General features: G+C 65.5%; 19 protein-coding genes. 14 read left to right on the top strand and 5 right to left on the bottom strand.

Features of this window, described 5'->3' with window-relative positions:
• Positions 1 to 20 precede the first annotated feature (20 nt).
• Positions 21 to 1,094 carry a redox-regulated ATPase YchF gene (ychF, locus tag AB4Z42_RS23440; protein WP_442011627.1) on the bottom strand — a complete coding sequence of 358 codons (1,074 nt, stop codon included), beginning with the start codon at positions 1,092 to 1,094 and terminating at the stop codon, positions 21 to 23.
• 84 nt (positions 1,095 to 1,178) lie between these two features.
• Between ychF and AB4Z42_RS23435 the strand changes: the two genes are divergently transcribed.
• Positions 1,179 to 2,189 carry a DUF6542 domain-containing protein gene (locus AB4Z42_RS23435; protein WP_442011626.1) on the top strand — a complete coding sequence of 337 codons (1,011 nt, stop codon included), beginning with the start codon at positions 1,179 to 1,181 and terminating at the stop codon, positions 2,187 to 2,189.
• Between the two features lie 4 nt (positions 2,190 to 2,193).
• On the opposite strand, the gene AB4Z42_RS23430 is transcribed toward AB4Z42_RS23435, so the two are convergent.
• The gene (locus tag AB4Z42_RS23430; protein ID WP_442011625.1) at positions 2,194 to 3,195 is read right to left on the bottom strand and encodes a 4-hydroxy-3-methylbut-2-enyl diphosphate reductase; all 1,002 of its coding nucleotides are present in this window, start codon (positions 3,193 to 3,195) and stop codon (positions 2,194 to 2,196) included.
• A gap of 54 nt (positions 3,196 to 3,249) precedes the next feature.
• On the opposite strand from AB4Z42_RS23430, the gene AB4Z42_RS23425 reads away from it, so the two are divergent.
• The 8 genes from AB4Z42_RS23425 (at position 3,250) to AB4Z42_RS23390 (ending at position 10,271) form a co-directional block, all read left to right on the top strand.
• Complete coding sequence (locus AB4Z42_RS23425) at positions 3,250 to 3,813, top strand: lipid droplet-associated protein (RefSeq protein ID WP_442011624.1); 564 nt, start codon at positions 3,250 to 3,252, stop codon at positions 3,811 to 3,813.
• Complete coding sequence (xseA, locus tag AB4Z42_RS23420) at positions 3,810 to 5,057, top strand: exodeoxyribonuclease VII large subunit (protein ID WP_442011623.1); 1,248 nt, start codon at positions 3,810 to 3,812, stop codon at positions 5,055 to 5,057. The genes AB4Z42_RS23425 and xseA overlap by 4 nt, the downstream gene beginning before the upstream one ends.
• Complete coding sequence (locus tag AB4Z42_RS23415; protein ID WP_442011622.1) at positions 5,054 to 5,266, top strand: exodeoxyribonuclease VII small subunit; 213 nt, start codon at positions 5,054 to 5,056, stop codon at positions 5,264 to 5,266. Before xseA ends, AB4Z42_RS23415 begins: the two co-directional genes overlap by 4 nt.
• Positions 5,267 to 5,329: 63 nt before the next feature.
• Positions 5,330 to 6,439 (top strand): 3-beta-hydroxysteroid dehydrogenase, encoded by a 1,110-nt coding sequence (locus tag AB4Z42_RS23410; RefSeq protein WP_442011621.1) that lies wholly within the window; start codon positions 5,330 to 5,332, stop codon positions 6,437 to 6,439.
• Between the two features lie 231 nt (positions 6,440 to 6,670).
• Positions 6,671 to 6,934 (top strand): hypothetical protein, encoded by a 264-nt coding sequence (locus AB4Z42_RS23405; protein ID WP_442011620.1) that lies wholly within the window; start codon positions 6,671 to 6,673, stop codon positions 6,932 to 6,934.
• A complete protein-coding gene (locus AB4Z42_RS23400) occupies positions 6,927 to 8,471 on the top strand; it encodes an arylsulfatase (protein ID WP_442011619.1) in 1,545 nt (514 codons plus the stop codon). The genes AB4Z42_RS23405 and AB4Z42_RS23400 overlap by 8 nt, the downstream gene beginning before the upstream one ends.
• A 2-nt stretch (positions 8,472 to 8,473) precedes the next feature.
• Complete coding sequence (locus AB4Z42_RS23395) at positions 8,474 to 9,400, top strand: HAD family hydrolase (RefSeq protein ID WP_442011618.1); 927 nt, start codon at positions 8,474 to 8,476, stop codon at positions 9,398 to 9,400.
• Positions 9,393 to 10,271: a formylglycine-generating enzyme family protein gene (locus tag AB4Z42_RS23390; RefSeq protein ID WP_442011617.1), complete on the top strand. Its 879-nt coding sequence runs from the start codon at positions 9,393 to 9,395 to the stop codon at positions 10,269 to 10,271. The genes AB4Z42_RS23395 and AB4Z42_RS23390 overlap by 8 nt, the downstream gene beginning before the upstream one ends.
• Positions 10,272 to 10,282: 11 nt before the next feature.
• Here AB4Z42_RS23390 and AB4Z42_RS23385 read toward each other — a convergent pair whose 3' ends face one another.
• Positions 10,283 to 10,732, bottom strand: a complete 450-nt coding sequence (locus AB4Z42_RS23385) for an SRPBCC family protein (RefSeq protein ID WP_442011713.1) — start codon at positions 10,730 to 10,732, stop codon at positions 10,283 to 10,285.
• A 79-nt stretch (positions 10,733 to 10,811) separates the two neighbouring features.
• Here AB4Z42_RS23385 and AB4Z42_RS23380 point away from each other — a divergent pair, with 79 nt between their 5' ends.
• From AB4Z42_RS23380 to AB4Z42_RS23370, 3 genes are read left to right on the top strand one after another with little or no spacing between them, the layout of a single operon-like run.
• A complete protein-coding gene (locus AB4Z42_RS23380; protein WP_442011616.1) occupies positions 10,812 to 11,594 on the top strand; it encodes an SDR family NAD(P)-dependent oxidoreductase in 783 nt (260 codons plus the stop codon).
• Positions 11,595 to 11,622: 28 nt separating this feature from the next.
• On the top strand, positions 11,623 to 12,450 hold the full coding sequence (locus tag AB4Z42_RS23375; protein ID WP_442011615.1) for an SDR family oxidoreductase: 828 nt from the start codon (positions 11,623 to 11,625) through the stop codon (positions 12,448 to 12,450).
• Between the two features lie 11 nt (positions 12,451 to 12,461).
• Positions 12,462 to 13,691 carry an AI-2E family transporter gene (locus AB4Z42_RS23370; RefSeq protein WP_442011614.1) on the top strand — a complete coding sequence of 410 codons (1,230 nt, stop codon included), beginning with the start codon at positions 12,462 to 12,464 and terminating at the stop codon, positions 13,689 to 13,691.
• Here AB4Z42_RS23370 and AB4Z42_RS23365 read toward each other — a convergent pair.
• Together AB4Z42_RS23365 and AB4Z42_RS23360 are read right to left on the bottom strand one after the other, a co-directional pair.
• Complete coding sequence (locus AB4Z42_RS23365; RefSeq protein WP_442011613.1) at positions 13,672 to 14,499, bottom strand: dienelactone hydrolase family protein; 828 nt, start codon at positions 14,497 to 14,499, stop codon at positions 13,672 to 13,674. The genes AB4Z42_RS23370 and AB4Z42_RS23365 overlap by 20 nt on opposite strands.
• Positions 14,500 to 14,507: 8 nt before the next feature.
• Positions 14,508 to 15,155, bottom strand: a complete 648-nt coding sequence (locus AB4Z42_RS23360) for a DUF4245 domain-containing protein (protein WP_442011612.1) — start codon at positions 15,153 to 15,155, stop codon at positions 14,508 to 14,510.
• Between the two features lie 54 nt (positions 15,156 to 15,209).
• Here AB4Z42_RS23360 and glpX point away from each other — a divergent pair, with 54 nt between their 5' ends.
• Both glpX and AB4Z42_RS23350 read left to right on the top strand, forming a co-directional pair.
• The gene (gene glpX / locus AB4Z42_RS23355; protein ID WP_442011611.1) at positions 15,210 to 16,238 is read left to right on the top strand and encodes a class II fructose-bisphosphatase; all 1,029 of its coding nucleotides are present in this window, start codon (positions 15,210 to 15,212) and stop codon (positions 16,236 to 16,238) included.
• A gap of 28 nt (positions 16,239 to 16,266) precedes the next feature.
• Positions 16,267 to 17,676 carry a class II fumarate hydratase gene (locus tag AB4Z42_RS23350; RefSeq protein WP_442011610.1) on the top strand — a complete coding sequence of 470 codons (1,410 nt, stop codon included), beginning with the start codon at positions 16,267 to 16,269 and terminating at the stop codon, positions 17,674 to 17,676.
• Positions 17,677 to 17,798 lie beyond the last annotated feature (122 nt).

Raw genomic sequence — 17,798 nt, 5'->3', positions numbered from 1 at the left:
CCAGCGTGTGCAGGACGTGCCTAGACGTTGAAGCGGAATTCGACCACATCGCCGTCGGCCATCACGTAGTCCTTACCCTCCATCCGGACCTTGCCCGCGGCCTTCGCGGCGGCCATGGAGCCGGCCTCGATCAGGTCGTCGTACGAGACGACCTCGGCCTTGATGAAGCCCTTCTCGAAGTCGGTGTGAATGACCCCTGCAGCTTTCGGCGCGGTGTCGCCCTGATGAATCGTCCACGCGCGCGATTCTTTCGGCCCCGCCGTCAGATACGTCTGCAGGCGCAGCGTGTGAAAACCCGCCCGTGCCAACGCATCCAGGCCCCGCTCGGTCTGGCCGATCGATTCCAGTAGTTCGGCCGCCGACTCGTCGTCGAGCTCCTGAAGCTCCGCCTCGATCTTGGCGTCGAGGAACACCGCGTCCGCGGGCGCGACCATGTCCCGTAACGCCGTGACCCGAGCCTCGTCGGTGAGCACACCTTCATCGGCGTTGAACACGTAGAGAAACGGTTTGGTCGTCAGAAGATTCAGTTCCCGCAACGCCGAGACATCGGCACCCGCTGCGAACAACGTCGTGCCGCTGTCGAGCGTCTCCTGCGCCGCGAGCGCCGCCTCGTACGCCGGGCGGCGGTCCTTGTGAGTGCGCGCCTCTTTCTCCAGGCGTGGCACCGCGCGCTCCAGCGTCTGCATGTCGGCGAGAATCAGCTCCGTCTCGATCACCTCGATATCCGACTTCGGGTCGATGCGGCCGTCGACGTGTGCCACGTCGTCGTCGGTGAACACCCGCACCACTTGGCAGATCGCATCGCTCTCGCGGATGTTGGCCAGGAACTTGTTTCCAAGACCCGCGCCCTCGGATGCGCCTTTGACAATTCCGGCGATGTCGACAAACGTGACCGGCGCATGGACGATCTTTTCCGAGTCAAACATCTTCGCGAGTTCGACCAGTCGCGGATCGGGCAGGGGGACGACCCCCTCGTTCGGCTCGATCGTCGCGAACGGGTAGTTCGCCGCCAGCACGTCGTTCCGCGTCAACGCATTGAAGAGCGTCGACTTACCGACGTTGGGCAGTCCGACGATTCCGAGGTTCAGGCTCACAGGGTCGACAGTCTAGGAGACTTCGGCGGCCACGCCAGCAGCGAGCTGACAGCCACACTAAGCAATAGCCGGTACGGTCTACGTGTGTCACCACAGCGCGCCAGGTCGGCGGTCACAGCCGACCATCGCTCCGCGCTCCCAAATATCCCAGGCGTTCCCTGGTGGGGCGCTGTGCTCATCGCGGCAACTCTGATGGCGATCGGATTCGCCTACGACGCCGGTTCCGGTGCCAAAGAGCTCACCGGAGTGTTTGCCGGCACCTATGTGGTCGGCTGCATCCTGGCCGTGCTGGCGGTCCGTCAGGCCGGGGTCTTCACCGCCGTCATCCAACCGCCGCTGCTGCTGTTCGGCGCCGTTCCGATGGCGTACTTCGTGTTCACCGACAGCCAGGCCACGAATTTCAAAGACACACTGATCAATTGCGGCTACCCGCTGATCGAACGCTTCCCGCTGATGTTCTTCACCTCCGCGATCGTGCTGCTCATCGGGATGGCCCGGTGGTACCTGGGCATGTCGTCGCGCCGAGGCACGCCCGACGCGACGGCCAAGGACGAGCCGAGTGGCGGCGGACTGGCCGCGGGGCTGATGTCCAAGGTCTCCGCGCTGCTGGCGGGCCGCGGTGCGGGCGACGAAGACGATGCACTCGACGAGCCGCCACGCCGGCGCAGCGCCGCCGCGCGGCCCAGCCGTTCGGCGAGCCGCAGCGGCAAGCCCAGGAGCCGCTCCACCCCGTCGCGGTCACGGCACGCCCGTCCCCCTGACACCGAACTCATCGAACCCGTGCGCGAGCGGCCACGTCGGCCACGCCCCAGCAGGCAGGCCGAGCCGCCCGACGAACCGCGCCGCAAGCCGCGCTCCGGATCGGGCCAGCGCAGGGCGATGCCGCCCCCCGAACGCCGCGCCGGATACGAGCGGCCCGAGCGTCGGCGCCGCTTCGACGACGACCAGCCGCCGCTGTCGCACGGCAGCAATGGCAATGGCACACACCACCCGGTTTCGCGGGTGCGCTACCGGGATGGCGAAGAGGGCGACGATCGCGCACCGCGACGGACCCCGCGCGACCGGGCGATCGAAAGCTGGGAATACGACATCTGACGCGCTAGGTGCGGGCCGGCCGGATCTCTCTTGGCAGGGCGAAGACCAGCGTCTCGTTGGCCGTCGTGACCGGCTGCACCGTCTCGTAGCCGTACTCTGCGAGCCGCTCGAGGACTCCGCGCACGAGCAGTTCGGGCACTGATGCGCCGGAGGTGACCCCGACGTTTGTGACTCCGGCGAGCCAGGCGGGGTCGATGTCCTCGGCGTAGTCGACCAGATGTGCGGCATCGGAGCCCGCGTTCAGCGCGACCTCCACCAACCGCACGGAGTTCGATGAGTTCTTCGACCCGACGACGATCACCAGCTCGCACTCCGGCGCCATGGCCTTGACCGCGACCTGACGGTTCTGGGTGGCGTAGCAGATGTCGTCGCTCGGCGGATCCTGCAGCGTCGGGAACTTCTCGCGCAGCCGGCGCACGGTCTCCATGGTCTCGTCGACGCTGAGCGTGGTCTGGGACAACCAGATGACCTTGTTGGGGTCGCGCACCGTGACCTTGTCGACGGCGTCGGGGTTGTCCACGACCTGGACATGGTCGGGCGCCTCGCCGGCGGTGCCGACGACCTCCTCGTGGCCGGTATGGCCGACGAGCAGGATGTCGTAGTCGTCACGCGCGAAGCGCTTGGCCTCGTTGTGCACCTTGGTGACCAGCGGGCACGTGGCGTCGATGGTCCGGAGATTGCGCTGGGCGGCCTCGACGTGCACGGTCGGAGCGACGCCATGCGCGGAGAACACGACGATGGAGCCCTCCGGCACCTGGTCGGTCTCCTCGACGAAGATCGCGCCCGCCTTGGCCAACGTCTCCACGACGTGCACGTTGTGCACGATCTCGTGTCGCACGTACACCGGTGCGCCGTGCTTCTCGAGTGCTCGCTCCACGGTCTCCACGGCGCGGTCGACGCCCGCGCAGTATCCGCGCGGCTCGGCCAGCAGCACCCGCTTGCCCGCGACACCACTGGTGACCGAGCTCGAAGCGCCCGGAATCCCCATGTTGATCGTCGGCGGCATGCTTCCAAGGGTACTGACACGCGGGCTCAAGAGGCCAACCGTAGGCTAGGGGCCATGGCAACCGCACCATATGGGGTCCGACTGCTGGTAGGCGCGGCTGTGACCGCCCTCGAGGAAACCCGCAAGTTTCCGCAGACGATCCTCACGTACCCGATGACTGTGGCGAGTCAGATCGCCCACCTCGTGATGAAGATGCAGCAGGATGTTGCCGACCTGGTCATCAAGGGTGACGAAGCTCTCGAATCGATCTTCCCGCCGAAAGACGAGCAGCCCGAGTGGGCGACCTTCGACGAGGACCTGGGTGACGCACCCACGACGCCGGCGGTGGACGGCGAGCGCCTGACCGAGGGTCGTTTCGCGCTCTTCACCGGCGGCGAACCCGAGGGCGACAGGACCGCGGAGCCCGCGCCGGCGGCACGGTCGGCGTCGGCGAGCGCACCCGAGATCGTCGAGGAGCTCGACTACGAGTCGCTCACCCTGGCGCAGCTGCGCGCCCGCCTGACGTCGTTGCGGGTCGCGGACCTCGAGATGCTGCTGGCATACGAGGACGCCACCAAGTCCCGCGCACCCTTCCAGACGCTGCTGTCCAACAGGATCACCCGCGCGACCGCGAAGTGACCTCCCCGGCGATGAGTGACGCCGAGCCGGGAAAGTCCCCCGACAACCCCTGGCCGGTGCGCGCCGTCTCCACCCGCGTCGCCAAGTACATCGACAAGCTCGGCACGGTGTGGGTGGAAGGCCAGATCGCCCAGCTGAACCTGCGCCCCACGGTCGCGTTCATCATGCTTCGCGATCCGGCCGCCGACATGTCGTTGTCGGTGGTCTGCCCGCGTGACCTCGTCGAGAACGCACCGGTGAAATTGACCGAGGGCGTACAGGTCATCATGCAGGGCAAGCTGGCGTTCCACACCGCTCGAGGCACTGTCTCGTTGCGGGTCAACGAGATTCGCGCGGTCGGCCTCGGCGAGCTGCTGGAGCGCATCGAACGCCTCCGCAAGCTGCTCGAGGCCGAGGGGCTGTTCGATCCGCGCCTCAAACGGCCACTGCCTTTCCTGCCGAACACCGTCGGACTCATCACCGGGCGGGCCTCGGCGGCTGAGCGCGATGTGGTTTCGGTGGCGCAGAGCCGTTGGCCCGCAGTGCGATTCGCGATCCGCAATACTGCGGTACAGGGGCCCAACACCGTCGCCCAGGTCGTCGATGCGCTCCGCGAGCTCGACGCCGATCCCGACGTGGACGTGATCGTGATCGCCCGCGGTGGCGGTGACATCGACGCGCTTCTACCGTTTTACGACGAGACGCTGTGCCGGGAGATCGTAAGGTGCACAACACCGGTGGTGAGCGCCATCGGTCACGAACCCGACAACCCGATGTGCGATCTGGTCGCCGACGTGCGCGCGGCCACACCCACCGACGCCGCCAAACGCATCGTCCCCGATGCCGCCGCCGAGCAGGCACTCGTCCAGGATCTGTGCCGGCGCGCAGGCCGCGCACTCCGCAACTGGGTGCACCGCGAACAGCATCACCTGGACCAGCTGCGCAATCGGCCGGTGCTCGCCGCGCCGCTGGCCGCACTCACCGCTCGCTCCGACGAAGTGCACCGTGCCCGGACCGCGGCCCGACGCGACATCACCCGCTTGGTGTCCGCCGAAGCCGACCGGATCGGGCATCTGTCGGCCCGCCTGGCCACACTTGGACCGGCGGCCACGCTGGCCCGCGGCTATGCGGTCGTGCAGACCCTGCCCGACGCTGCGGTACTGCGCACCACCGCCGACGCCCCCAAGGGCACCCGGTTGCGAGTCCGGGTGGCCGACGGCGCGGTCACGGCGGCCAGCGACGGTCCAGAAGGGACAGCTAAATGAAGCCCATTAGTGAGCTGGGATACGAAGAAGCCCGCGACGAGCTCACCGCTGTCGTGCAGCAGCTGGAGCAGGGCGGGCTGGATCTGGATGCGTCCCTGAAGCTCTGGGAAAGGGGCGAGGAGCTGGCCAAACGCTGCGAGGAGCACTTGGCCGGGGCCCGCAAGCGAGTGGAGGACGCATTGGCCGCCAAAGAGCCGGAAGAAAGTTGAAACCGGAACGACTACCCACTTTGGGGGTCGAAACTGTAACACGTTTCAGTTACGCTTCCGGGCATGGGTGATTCAACGTTGACCACCGACATCGGCCGCGTACTCGTCACTGGTGGTTCCGGATTCGTCGGCGCCAACCTGGTGACTGAACTGCTCGACCGCGGACACGAGGTCCGCTCATTCGACCGTGCCCCGTCGCCGCTGCCCGCACATCCGCGGCTCGAGGTGCTCGAGGGCGACATCTGCGATCTCGAGACCGTGGCTGCGGCCGTGGCCGGCGTCGACACCGTGTTCCACACCGCCGCGATCATCGATTTGATGGGCGGCGCATCGGTCACCGAGGAATACCGGCGGCGCAGCTTCTCGGTGAACGTCACCGGCACCGAGAATCTCGTGCGTGCCGCGCAGGCGGCCGGGGTCAAGCGATTCGTCTACACCGCCTCCAACAGCGTCGTCATGGGAGGCAAGAAAATCTCCGGCGGCGACGAAACTCTGCCCTACACCGAGCGATTCAACGACCTCTACACCGAGACGAAGGTTGTCGCGGAGAAGTTCGTGCTGTCGCAGAACGGCGTCGACGGTCTGCTCACCTGCTCGATCCGGCCAAGCGGCATATGGGGCCGCGGCGACCAGACCATGTTCCGCAAGGTGTTCGAGAGCGTGCTCGCGGGCCACGTCAAAGTGCTGGTCGGCGGAAAGAATGTCAAGCTCGACAACTCTTACGTACACAACCTGATTCACGGCTTCATCCTCGCCGCCCAGCATCTGGTGCCCGGCGGAAGCGCACCCGGCCAGGCGTACTTCATCAACGACGGCGACCCGATCAACATGTTCGAGTTCTCCCGACCCGTGGTGGAGGCGTGCGGTCAGCGCTATCCGAAGATCCGCGTGCCCGGACGGCTGGTGTTGTTCGCGATGCTGGTGTGGCAGTGGTTCCACTTCAAGTTCGGGATACCCAAGCCGATGATCGAACCCCTCGGGGTGGAACGGCTGTATCTCGACAACTACTTCTCCATCGCCAAGGCCAAGCGCGACCTCGGATACCAGCCGCTGTTCACCACCGAGCAGGCGATGGACGAGTGCCTGCCGTATTACGTCGACCTGTTCCACAGGATGAAGGACGAGGGTAAGGGTCCGGCCGTCAGCGTCGCGGCCGCGCCGCTAGAGGGTTAGACCCCCTTCGCCCAGCACGTCATTATTTGATGACAGCGGTCGGCACGCACGGTCATCGAGCGCCGGTGACGTGGTCTGGCTCGCCGGCGCACATGCTCATGCGGTATCGACCGGACGAGGCGCCCGAAGCTCTCGCAGGCGTAAGTATCTGCTGAGAAGCTTCGCTTTCCATCACGACTTGCCTTGACACGGCATAGCGTTCGTCTCGACGACCTGGTGGAAGGAGCACCCATGCCTGATCCGCAACCGGACACCCTGGTGACCTGGGGCGAGGGCATGCGCTTCACCGACAAGGTTCACAAGATCGGTGACGTCGAATCCAAGGTCTATATCGACGGGTTCAACCTGATGCAGTATCTGAAAGGCCACGGCACCCGCCGGGAGCTTCAGCGTCGACCAGATCGTCGAGAAGCTCGAGGAGTTCCTGCCGTCCGACTGAAGTGCCACAGCCACATACCGCCACGACAATTCAAGAAGGGGATTGCGCATGCCTAATTCAAAACCGAACATTCTCGTCATCTGGGGTGACGACATCGGGATCTCGAACCTGAGCTGCTACAGCCGGGGAATGATGGGGTACTTCACTCCCAACATCGACCGGATCGCCGACGAGGGAATGCTTTTCACCGATTCCTACGGTGAGCAGAGCTGTACCGCCGGACGATCATCGTTCATCACAGGGCAAAGCGTGTACCGCACCGGCATGAGCAAGGTCGGTATGCCGGGCATGGACATCGGATTGCAGAAAGACGACCCGACGATCGCCGAGCTGCTCAAGCCTCTCGGCTACGCAACGGGACAGTTCGGCAAGAACCACCTGGGTGATCTGAACAAGTTCCTGCCCACGGCGCACGGTTTCGACGAATTCTTCGGCAACCTATACCACCTCAACGCAGAGGAAGAACCCGAGAATCCGGACTACCCCACCGCCGAGGAGGCGCCGATACTGCGCGCCCAACTGCTGCCGCGCGGTGTCATTCACTCCTGGGCCACCGACGAGGACAGCGGCGAGGTCGACGATCGGTACGGTCCCGTGGGCAAGCAGCGCATCGAGGACACCGGACCGCTGACCAAGAAGCGGATGGAGACCATCGACGACGAGACAACCGGCGCATGCGTCGATTTCATCAAACGCCAGCACGAGGCGGACACGCCGTTCTTTGTGTGGATGAACATGACCCATATGCATTTCCGTACTCACACCAAGCCGGAGAGCCTGGGCCAGTCCGGACGCTGGCAGTCGCCATACCACGACACGATGATCGACCACGACCGTAATGTCGGCACACTGCTCGACCTGGTCGACGAATTGGGGATCGCCGAGGACACGATCGTCATCTACTCGACCGACAACGGCCCGCACGCCAACAGCTGGCCTGACGGAGCTACCACGCCGTTCCGCAGCGAGAAGGCCACCAACTGGGAAGGTGCGTTCCGGATCCCGGAGATGATCCGCTGGACCGGCAAAATCAAGCCGCGCAGTGTCTCCAATGAGATTGTCCAGCACCATGATTGGCTGCCAACTTTCCTGGCCGCAGCCGGGGAACCGGATATCGTCGACAAGCTCAAGGCTGGGCACACCGCCGGGGATATGACGTACAAGGTCCACATCGATGGCTACAACCTGCTGCCATACCTGACAGGTGAGGTAGAGAAGAGTCCTCGCCGAGGAATGATCTACTTCTCCGATGACTGCGACGTGCTGGGCATCCGCGCCGAGAACTGGAAGGTCGTGTTCCAGGAGCAGCGCTGCCAAGGCACGCTTCAGATCTGGTTCGAACCGTTCACCCCGCTGCGCGCGCCGAAGCTGTTCAATCTGCGCACCGATCCGTTCGAGCGCGCCGACATCACCTCGAACACGTATTGGGACTGGGTGATCGACCGCATTTACCTCGTGCTGTACGGCTCGGCGATCGCGACGCAGTTCCTTGAGACGTTCAAGGAATTCCCGCCGCGCCAGGAACCGGCAACGTTCACGATCAACCACGCTGTCGACGAACTCAATAAATTCCTATCCACGCGGGGCGGCTGAACTTGGCAGAGCTCAACTCCTGGACTGACGGACCCACGAAATCAGCGATCGTCGACTTCGTGGGGCGGGTCACCTCCGACGGCCCGGACTTCGTTGCGCCCGAAGAACGCGTCGCCGTTTTCGACAACGACGGCACCCTGTGGTGCGAGAAGCCGATGTACATCCAGCTCGACTTCATCATTCGCAGGCTCGCCGAGAGAGCGGAATCCGAGAGGTCGCTGGCCGCCCAGCAGCCGTACAAGGCGGCCACCACGGGTGACCTGCAGTGGTTCGGTGGTGCGATCACCAAGCACTACCAGGGCGATCACACTGACCTGAAAGTGCTTGCGGGGGCGGTTATGTCCCTGCACGAGACCATGAACGTCGAGGACCATGCCGCGCGGGTCGCCGCCTTCTTCGCCGATGCGAAGCACCCGACGCTGAACCGGCCCTACCAGGAGTGCATCTACACGCCGATGGTGGAGTTGTTGCGGTACCTCGAGGACAACGGCTTCACCTGCTACATCGTCTCCGGCGGTGGCCGCGATTTCATGCGGCCGATCACCGGGGCGATCTACGGTATTCCGCCGGAGCGCGTCGTCGGCAGCGCGCAGGGCCTGAAGTTCGAAGGGGCCGAGGGGCACGGCGATCTGCTGATCCAGCCGGCGCTCGATATTTTCGACGATGGCCCGGAGAAGCCGGTACGGGTTTGGAGCCGCATCGGCAGGCGCCCGATTCTGTCGGCGGGCAACTCCAACGGGGACGACGAGATGTTGCAGTACTCCGGGAGGCCAGGGGCGGCGGCCCTGCGACTGCTGGTGTTGCACGACGACGCCGAACGCGAATTCGACTACACCGCAGGAGCCGAACGGGCGCTTGAGCATGCCGCGACATATGGCTGGACCGTGGTGAGTATCAAGAACGACTGGACGACAGTCTTCGGTGATTGACGACCTCGTCGCGATCCCGCCGCAGACCGCGCTACTGGGATCCGATCGCCACTATCCGGAGGAGGGGCCTGCCCGCCCCGTCGATGTCGACGGGTTCTCGATGATGGCCAGGGCGGTCACCAACACGCAGTTCGCCGAATTCGTCGACGCCACTGGCTATCTCACCGTCGCCGAGCGACCCGTGAACGCCGCCGACTACCCGGATGCGCCGGCGGAGAATCTGCAGCCGGGGTCGATGGTGTTCACCCGCACGCCCGGGCCGGTGGACCTTCGGCATCTCAATCAGTGGTGGACATGGACCCCGGGAGCGTCGTGGCGCCATCCCGTCGGTCCGCTGTCGTCGATCGAGAAGCGCGCCGATCACCCCGTCGTGCACGTTGCGTACGAGGACGCCGAAGCCTATGCGGCGTGGGCCGGTATGTCCCTGCCGACCGAGGCCGAATGGGAGACCGCCGCCCGCGGCGGTTTGGACCAAGCGGAATACACCTGGGGCAATGAACCGGAACAACCTGGTGAGCGGATGGCCAACTACTGGCACGGCGACTTCCCGTGGCGGCCGGACAAGGGTTACGGGCGCACCGCCCCTGTCGGCAGCTACCCGGCCAACGGCTACGGACTGTTCGATATGGCCGGCAACGTGTGGGAGTGGACCACCGACTGGTACGGCGAGACTCGCGACGATCAACCCTGTTGCGCCTCGGACAGTTACGACCCGCGGCAGCCCCAGTTCCAGGTGCCTCGCAAGGTCGTCAAGGGCGGATCGTTTTTGTGCGCCGACGTCTACTGCCTGCGGTATCGACCCGCCGCCCGGCGGCCGCAACCGGTCGACACCGGCATGAGCCACGTCGGCTTCCGCTGCGTCAAGCGCTGAGCACCGACCTCTCAGCCGCTTTCGGCGGCCTTCTTGATCGCGGCGAGCGTGGCGGGTATGCCGCTCTGCGCCATCACCCGACGGTGCTCGATGTGGGCCTCTGCGTTCTCGCCCCACCGCTCGTGAAAGCCGGCGATGCCTTTGGGAAGGAATTCCCAATGCTCGGTCAGTCGGGTTCCGTCGCCCTCAGGCTCGAGGGTGTAGCCCCAGTGCACCCAGCCCTCGTTGACCTCCCACGCGAACTCCCTGCCGGGATCGGCGGCGACGACCTGGCTGCGGGTCTCCCACGTGCGCTCGGGGACCTCGTTGCGGCCGGTGAACCAGGCGCCGACCTGCGGCCCCGCTCCGTCATCCCACCAGCACGCTTTGCAGACGGGACTCCACTCCCCCGTCCTGGTCACGTCGGACACCAGCGCATACAGCTCGTCCGGACTCACCGACACGTGTATCGACTCAGACATCTTTAAATCGGTCACGATCTGAGTGTGCCAAAGCGCTAGGTTAGAACGCGTTCCACTCCGCCGTCGAAAGGGCAACTGGATGAGCAACGGTAGCGAGCGGGGGGCACGAAAAGCGGTCGTGATCGGCGGGGCGTCCGGGATCGGCTGGGCGAGCGCCAATGCATTGGCCGCCGACGGCTGCCAGGTGACGATCGCCGACCTCAATGCGGACGGCGCCACCGAGCGTGCCGCCGAACTGGGCGCACCTCACACCGCCGCACAGGTCAACGTCACCGACGAGGCGTCGGTGGAGCGCCTCTTCACCGAGACCGGTCCGCTCGACGTCGTGGTGAACTGCGCGGGCTTCGGCAGCCTCGGCCTGATCACCGATCTGTCCGTCGACGAGTTTCGCGGAGTCGTCGACGTGTGCCTGAACGGCTCGTTCATCGTCGCCAAGTACGCGGGGCAGAAGCTGCGCGAGGGCGGGTCCCTGGTCTCGATCAGCTCCCTGAACGGACGGCAGCCGGCCATCGGGATGAGCGCCTACTGTTCGGCCAAAGCCGGACTGTCGATGCTGACCCAGGTCGCGGCCATGGAGTGGGGACCGCGTGGCATCCGGGTCAACGCCGTCGCGCCCGGCTTCGTCGACACACCGCTGACCGCGGGGTCGTCGCTCGTGCCCGGCCTCGTCGAGGACTACGTCGACAACACCGCCATCGGACGCGCGGGCACACCGGAGGAGATCGCCGACGCGGTGGTGTTCCTCTGCTCCCCGAAGTCCTCATGGCTCACCGGTGAGGTGCTCGACCTCAACGGCGGCGCACACCTGAACAAGTATCCGGACGTTCTCGGGCACGTGATGAAACTGGCGGAGGCGCAGTGATGAGCGCTCGCGCGAAGAACATACGGATATGAGTTTCAATGGAAAGCAGGCTATCGTCACCGGCGCCGGATCGGGTATCGGCGCCGCGCTGTGCCGGGCGCTGGTCGCCGCAGGCGCGCGCGTCGTCTGCACCGACATCGACGGTGTCGCCGCCGAGCGGACCGCCGCACCGCTTGGTGACAGAGCACGCGCCGCACAACTCGACGTCACCGACGCCTCGGCCGTACAGGCCGCGGTCGACGAGGTCGTCGACCGTGCCGGCCGGCTCGATCTGATGTTCAACAACGCGGGAATCTGTTGGGGCGGCGACACGGAACTGCTGACGCTGGACCAGTGGAACACGATCATCGACGTCAATCTTCGCGGCGTCGTGCACGGCGTCGCGGCGGCCTATCCGTTGATGCTGCGTCAAGGCCACGGTCACATCGTCAACACCGCGTCGATGGCGGGCCTTGCCGCCGCCGGCCAGATCACCAGTTACGTCGCGACCAAACACGCCGTCGTCGGACTGTCGATGGCGCTGCGATCGGAGGCCGTCCCGCGGGGCGTCGGCGTGCTCGTCGTATGTCCTGCCGCGGTGGAGACACCGATCCTCGACAAGGGCGCCATCGGCGGATTCGTGGGACGCGATTACTTTCTGCAAACCCAGGGCGGCAAGCCCTACGACGCCGACCAGCTCGCGCGCGACGTGCTACAGGCAGTGCAGAAGAACAAGGCGATACTCGTGAAGCCACGGATCGCCCATGCTCAATGGCTCTTCGCGCGGCTGGCGCCGACATTGATGAACCGCATGTCGATGCGATTCATCCAGGGTCAACGCGCCAAACAGGTCGAGGCCCGCGCGGAAGTCCGTTAGAAATAGCGGCAATGAACACCGAATTCACGCTGACACAGAAGCGTGCGCTTGGCATCGCGACGGTCATCGCGATTCTCTTCGGCGCGTACTTCCTGCGTGGATACTTCATCCTCATCGTCGTCGCCGCGGTGGCGGCCTACCTGTTCCAGCCGCTCTACACGCGACTCAACAAACGGCTCGGCGCCGGAATGTCGGCGACCCTGACACTGCTGGCCGCATTCGCCGCGGTGATCGTGCCGCTGAGCCTGTTCGTGTTCCTCGCGGTCGTCCAGATCACCGCCATGGTCGAAAAAGTCGCCGTCTGGGTGCAGCGGACCGATCTGTCGGCGCTGGGCGATCGATCGCTGGAGTTGACCAACGAACTGTTACACCGCTTGCCCTTCGTCGACTACACAATCACCCCGGAGTCACTTCAGAATTCGATGACGACGGTCGCGCAGGAAGTCGGGAAATGGCTGCTCGGCATTCTGCAGGGTGCGGCGGGCGGCGCGTTCGGCGCGATCACGGCGAGCATTCTGTTCCTGTACGTATTCCTGTCACTGTTGACCAACCGTGACAAGGTGCTGCTGCTCATCCGGCGGCTCAACCCGCTCGGCGAGGAGATCACCGATCTCTACCTATCCAAGATGGGCGCGATGGTCAAAGGCACCGTCATGGGACAGTTCGTCATCGCCGTCTGCCAGGGCGTCGCAGGCGCCGCGTCGATCTACATCGCCGGATTCCACCAGGGCTTCTTCCTGTTCGCGGTGTTGCTCTCCGCGCTGTCGGTGATCCCGCTCGGCAGCGGCATCATCACGATTCCGTTCGGCGTCGGAATGATTCTGTTCGGCAACGTATTCGGCGGCGTGTTCGTCATCCTCTTCCACCTCATCGTCGTGACGAACATCGACAACTTCCTGCGGCCGATCCTGGTTCCGCGCGCGGCGCGACTGGATTCTGCGCTGATGCTGCTCGCGGTGTTCGCGGGTCTCGCCATGTTCGGCGCCTGGGGCATCGTGATCGGCCCGGTCCTGATGATCATCATCGTCACCACGATCAGCGTGTATCTGGCCGTGTACAAAGGTGTGCCGATGGACCAGCCCGACGACAAAGACGCAAAACCCAAGCGGCGTAACCCGATCTGGCGGTTGGGCCGCCGCGTCAAGCAGAAGCGCGACGAGGAAGAGGCCGAAGAGTCCGAAAAGGACCCAGACTCCGAGAAGGACGAGGCGAAGCCGGCGGCTACGTCAGGCGCTGAGTGAGGAACTCCACGACACGCTTGCGCGCCTCGTAGGCCGGATGCCCGTCGACCTCGCGGACCTCCAGGGTCAGCACGGAGTGAGCAGACTTGCCGAAGCCGTGCTCGTTCCCCTTCTTCGAGTCGATCTCGATGACCTCGAAGGCGTCGCCAAGGCGCTGTTTCAGGGTCTTGAAGCGGGCGCCCGGCGATAGCGGATCTTCGCTGAACCGCAGGCCCATCGCGCACAGACCTTCCTCGGCGGCGCGTCGTTCGACGATCTTCAGCTCGGCCTCGGACACGCCGGGATCGCGTCGCTGCTTGGCCGTCAGTCCTATCGGTAACGACGGTTGGCTCAGCACCGGAGCCAACACGCTGTCGTCCACCGCGGCCGCCAATGCAAAGCCACCGCTCCAGCACTCACCGATCACGCCGACACCCTTGCCGGGAGTCTTCTCGTTGAGGTCGCGGGCCAGGGCACGCAGGAAATGGCCCACCGGGCGGTCTGCATTCGTCGCGAAAGCCGCGAATTCCTTTGCCACGCAACCGCGCAGCATGACAGGCACCATTCCCGGCCTGACTGCCGGTGCGCCGGGTGTGCCGTACAGCGACGGAATCGCCACCGTAAAGCCGTTGTCCACGAGATGATTACCGAGCCCAAGGACGCCAGGATGAATGCCGGGCATCTCGGGGATCAGCACCACACCGGGACCCTCACCCTTGCGGTACACCTCGTAGGTGAAACCCGCACCGGAGAAGGGCGCGGACGTCCAACCGGTCAGGTCGGCTTCGGGAGCCGCCTGGCCGGCGACATTCGGGTCCGGAGCTGTCATCGCGTCTCCTACTTGGCAGGCAGTGGCGAGGCGTTCTGCGTCGCCGCAGCCAGCGTACGGAACTCATCAGTCGTTCCTGCCCCGGTTATCGCAATCTGCGCGGGACCCGTCGGACCGTTGAGCCGAGTGGTCCACAGGGGTTCACCTGAGCGCCCGTCCCGGTCTCCGCCGCTGTACACCACCCAGGTGACGCCATCGACATCCTCGGCTCCGGTCGGATACATGTCGGCTTCGATGGAGCCGACGAGCTTGTCCTCGTCGGCGTTGCTCTGCGTCAGGCTCAGGTACCCACCGCTTGGCGCCAGATATCCGACGGTCGAACTCACTGCGCGGACGCTGTCCTGCGTCGCCGGGTCGGTGCGGCCGCCGTCGATGCCGTTTCTGCTGCCGGAGTTCGGCTGCCATCCGTCGGGTAGCTGAGGCATCCGGACCGGAATTTTGAGGGCGTTGGCGTCGGCCTGCAGTGCGGCGGGTGCGTCGTAGGTGGGCACCGGCCCCTCGGCGGGGCCACCTGCCTGAAACGAGCACATGCCGAGCACTCCGGCCAGCACCACGCAGGCCAGCACCAACGGTCCCATCGACCAGAACATGTCCCGGCCGTCCTGAAGCAGCCGCGACTTAGCTGGCTTGGGAGCCGGCTGCGGCTGGGTGGTCATGGTCGCCAGTATCCCAGGTCCCAAACGCGAGGCGGCTAATGGGACAATCGGCCCATGACTCCCGTGCGCGGTGAAGCACCCGACCGCAACCTCGCCCTTGAGCTCGTGAGAGTGACCGAAGCCGGCGCGATGGCGGCAGGACGCTGGGTGGGTCGCGGTGACAAAGAGGGCGGCGACGGAGCGGCCGTCGACGCGATGCGCGAGCTGGTCAACACCGTCTCCATGCGCGGTGTGGTCGTGATCGGCGAGGGCGAGAAGGACAACGCGCCGATGCTCTACAACGGCGAAGAGGTCGGCAACGGCGACGGCCCCGAGTGCGACTTCGCCGTCGACCCGGTCGACGGCACCACCCTGATGAGCAAGGGCATGCCGAACGCGATCTCGGTGCTCGCGGTCGCCGAACGCGGTGCGATGTTCGATCCGTCGGCCGTCTTCTACATGAACAAGATCGCCGTCGGCCCCGACGCCGTGAACGCCATCGACATCACGGCCCCGATCGGCGACAACGTCCGCGCGGTCGCCAAGGTCAAGGGGCTGTCTGTGCGGGATGTGACCGTGTGCATCCTGGACCGCCCGCGCCACGAACGACTCATCGCCGATGTGCGGGAAGCCGGCGCCAGGATCCGCCTGATCTCCGACGGCGACGTCGCCGGCGCGATCTCGGCATGTCGCCCCAACTCCGGCACCGACATGCTGGCGGGTATCGGTGGCACCCCCGAGGGCATCATCACGGCCGCCGCCATCCGCTGCATGGGCGGCGCGATCCACGCCCAGCTCGCGCCCACGGACGAGAAGGAACGTCAGAAGGCTGTCGACGCGGGCCACGATGTCGACCGGGTGCTCGAGACCGAGGACCTGGTGTCCGGCGAGAACGTGTTCTTCTGCGCCACCGGCGTGACCGACGGAGACCTGCTGCAGGGTGTGCGCTACTCCGGCGGCGGCTGCACCACCCAGTCGATCGTCATGCGCAGCAAGTCCGGCACTGTGCGGATGATCGAGGCGTACCACCGGCTCTCGAAGCTCAACGAATACTCCGCCATCGACTTCATTGGCGACAGCAACGCGGTCTACCCGCTGCCGTAATCACCGATACCAAACGAACAGGGAGCACATGTCCGACGACGCTGTCGACTACCGCATCGAGCACGACACCATGGGCGAGGTTCGGGTGCCGATCGACGCGCTCTGGCGCGCGCAGACCCAGCGCGCGGTGGAGAACTTCCCGATCTCCGGCCGGGGCCTTGAGCGCACCCAGATCCGGGCGCTTGGCCTGCTGAAAGCTGCCTGCGCACAGGTGAACAAGGATCTGGGGTTACTCGCGCCCGAGAAGGCCGACGCCATCATCGCCGCCGCCGGTGAGATCGCCGACGGTCGGCACGACGACCAGTTCCCGATCGACGTGTTCCAAACCGGTTCGGGCACGAGCTCGAACATGAACACCAACGAGGTGATAGCGGGGATAGCCGAGCGCAACGGCGTGAAGGTGCATCCCAACGACGACGTGAACATGTCACAGTCGTCCAACGACACCTTCCCCACCGCCACGCACATCGCGGCCACCGAAGCCGCAGTGCGCCACCTGATTCCGGCGCTCGAGGTGCTGCACGAGTCGCTCGACTCCAAGGCCCACCAGTGGCGGACCGTCGTGAAGTCCGGCCGCACCCACCTGATGGACGCCGTCCCGGTGACCCTGGGCCAGGAGTTCAGCGGCTATGCCCGCCAGATCGAGGCATCCATCGAGCGGGTGAAAGCCACGCTGCCGCGGCTGGGCGAGCTGGCCATCGGCGGAACCGCAGTGGGCACCGGCCTGAATGCGCCCGACGATTTCGACGAGCGGGTGGTCGCCGTGCTGACCGAGCTGACCGGGTTGGCCGAATTGCGGGTCTGCACAAACCATTTCGAAGCGCAGGCCGCCCGCGACGGTCTGGTCGAGGCGTCCGGTGCGCTGCGCACCATCGCGGTATCACTGACCAAGATCGCCAATGACATCCGGTGGATGGGCTCGGGTCCTCTGACCGGCCTCGGCGAGATCCAGCTGCCCGACCTGCAGCCGGGCAGCTCGATCATGCCCGGCAAGGTCAATCCGGTGATCCCGGAGGCGGTTACGCAGGTCGCCGCCCAGGTGATCGGGAACGACGCGGCGATCGCTTGGGGTGGCGGCAACGGCGCCTTCGAGCTCAACGTGTACATCCCGATGATGGCCCGCAACCTGCTCGAGTCGTTCAAGATCCTGACCAACTCGTCCAAGCTGTTCGCGCAGCGCTGCATCGACGGCCTCGTCGCCCATGAAGACCGCCTGCGCGAGCTGGCCGAGTCGTCGCCGTCGATCGTGACCCCGCTGAACTCCGCGATCGGCTATGAGGAAGCCGCCGCCGTCGCCAAGCAGGCGCTCAAGGAGAAGAAGACCATCCGCCAGACCGTGATCGACCGGGGTCTGATCGGCGACAAGCTCTCGATCGAGGAACTCGACAAGCGCCTCGATGTGCTGGCGATGGCGAAGGTCAAGGACACCGACCGGTAACCGTTCGCACGACGCGTAGAACCACCGCCCACTGGGTATAGGGCAGAGGTCGTCGCTGTGGCCTTGGTCGATTCGGCCAAGAGCCCAGCGATGCAGGGGTTCAGCTGAAATTCTGTCTACGT

The sequence above is a fragment of the Mycobacterium sp. 2YAF39 genome, assembly GCF_052114565.1.
Taxonomy (GTDB): domain Bacteria; phylum Actinomycetota; class Actinomycetes; order Mycobacteriales; family Mycobacteriaceae; genus Mycobacterium.
Note: the sequence above shows the minus strand (reverse complement) of the source record. Positions and strands in the feature narration are given on the sequence as shown.